The 2157-nt window shown below is 70.9% G+C and carries 3 protein-coding genes; all 3 read right to left on the bottom strand.

Annotated features, from left to right (window positions below; genetic code table 11):
* On the bottom strand, positions 1–798 hold a 798-nt coding region (locus AOK03_RS38140; protein ID WP_341845847.1), incomplete at its 3' end, for a sensor histidine kinase.
* Positions 799–832: 34 nt separating this feature from the next.
* Positions 833–1645 (bottom strand): ABC transporter permease, encoded by an 813-nt coding sequence (locus AOK03_RS38135; RefSeq protein WP_055569948.1) that lies wholly within the window; start codon positions 1643–1645, stop codon positions 833–835.
* Positions 1642–2157 (bottom strand): ATP-binding cassette domain-containing protein (locus AOK03_RS38130; RefSeq protein ID WP_482256534.1); only part of this gene is annotated, 516 nt, incomplete at its 5' end. The genes AOK03_RS38135 and AOK03_RS38130, both read right to left, overlap by 4 nt.

Genomic DNA, 2157 nt, shown 5'->3' with positions numbered 1-2157 from the left:
GGCGCCGTCGCGCAGGACGTCCAGGAGGCGGCGGAGTTCGCCGAGGGCCTGGCGGCTGGTGGTGCCGATCGCCTCAAGCGCCTGGCCCGCGCGTTCGGGGGACTTGGCGGCCGCGTACGAACCGCCGTCCGCGAGGCCCGTGATGACCGAGAGGTTGTGGCCGATGATGTCGTGCATCTCGCGGGCTATGCGGGTGCGTTCGGCGGCGGCGGCGAGCTGGGCCTGCTGGTCGCGCTCGACCTCCAGCTGCCGGGCGCGCTCCACGAGGGCCTCGGTGTAGTCCTGGCGGGAGCGCACCGCGATGCCGAGCAGCGCGATCAGGGCGTACGCCCACAGGTTGGGGATGATCTGCTGGTCCCAGCTGTCCTCGGGGTAGCGGATCGCGCCCACGACCAGCGGGGCCGTCATCATCAGGCCCGCCCAGCCGAGCGTCTTGAGGGGCAGCCGCATCGCGATGCTGAAGAGGACGAGCATCTGGATCAGGGCGGCCTGCAGCATGGCGCCGCTCCAGCTGTTGACCAGCCCCGTCGCCACCATGACGCCGAGGACCGCCATCGGGTGGCGGCGGCGCCACAGCACGGGCAGCGAGAGACCCATGGTCATCAGGAAGATCAGCGGTCCCGGGACGTCCGTGTTCGGTGCGACGTTGCGCCAGCCGCCGCTCGCGTCGACGAGCGCGGCGCCCACGAAGAAGGCGGTCACCAGCAGATCCCAGACGAGCGGGCGGCGCCTGTCGAAGGCGCGCACCCGCTGGGTCAGTCGCTGGAGGAGCTGGGTGAGGGGGTGTGGCTCGGTCACGGCTTCATCCTCGTACACCTCGTACAGGAACTGCTCAGACGTCGCGTCGCTTGAGCAGCATCGTCGCCGCCGTCAGGATGGCCGCCGCCCACAGGGCGAGCGTGCAGACCGCCGTGCCCGGCGCGATGGTGTTCTCCACCCGGGTCACCGAGCCGAGCGAGCTCGCCGCCTGGGCGGGGAAGTACTTCATCGCGGTGTCAACGGCGGCGAAGGGCAGCATCGCGAGGATCTCGGGCAGGATCAGGACGGCGGCGACGAAGGCGCCGATGGCGCCGGGCACCGAGCGGAGCAGGGCCCCGAGAGCGAGGGCGATGAGGCTGAGCAGGGTGATGGACGCGGCGCTGGTCGTGAGGGCGCCGAACACGCCGGAGTCGGTGAGCGACAGTTCCTTGTCGCTGTCCGCGAGCCAGATCTGGGCGAGGAAGAACGTGACGACGTTCGTCACCAGGCACAGGGTGAAGGCGACCGCCGCGAACACACCTGCCTTGGACCACAGGACGGGCAGGCGGCGCGGGACCGCGGCGAGGGAGGACCGGATCATGCCCGTCGAGTACTCGCCCGCGGTGACGAGGATGCCGAGGACGGCGAGGCAGATCTGGGAGAGCTGGGTGCCGAAGAGGGTGAAGACGATGGTGTCGACCTCGGAGTCGTCGCCGTCGTAGGTGGCGCCCATGGTGATGCCGACCGCGATGACCAGGGCGCTCGCGGTGATCAGGGTGATCCATGTCGAGCGGAGCGTCCACAGCTTGTGCCACTCGGAGCGGACGATGCCCTTGGTGCTGAGGCGGTACTCGGGGGCCGTGGTGCGGGCGGGGGCCGAGCGGTCCGCGGTCAGGGTGGCGCTCATGCCGCGACTCCTTCCGGGCGAGGGGTGGCAGAGGTGACGGGGGCGGCAGGGGTGCCAGAGGTACCAGGGGCGGTCGTGGTGGGCGCGTACTCGACCGAGTCGCGGGTGAGGTCCATGAACGCCTGCTCCAACGACGCCGTCTGGGGCGTGAGTTCGAAGAGGGGGATGCCGTGGGCGGCCGCGGTCCGGCCGATGTGCTCGGCGTCGGTGCCGCGCACGTCGAGGACGCCGGGGGTGTCGCCGGAGATCCGTACGCCCGGTCCCGCGAGCAGTTCGGTCAGGTGGCCGGCCTCGGGGGTCACGACCTTGACCGCGCCGGTGCCCGACTCGCGCACGAAGCGTTCGACGGTGGTGTCCGCGAGGAGTCTGCCGCGGCCGATGATGATCAGGTGTTCGGCGGTCAGCGCCATCTCGCTCATGAGGTGCGAGGAGACGAGGACCGTACGGCCCTCCGCGGCAAGGGACTTGAGGAGGTTGCGGATCCACAGGACGCCCTCGGGGTCGAGGCCGTT

Origin of the sequence: Streptomyces atriruber (assembly GCF_001418325.1) — a bacterium.
In the GTDB taxonomy this organism is placed as follows: Bacteria; Actinomycetota; Actinomycetes; order Streptomycetales; family Streptomycetaceae; genus Streptomyces; species Streptomyces atriruber.
This window is presented reverse-complemented; position numbering and strand designations above follow the sequence as displayed.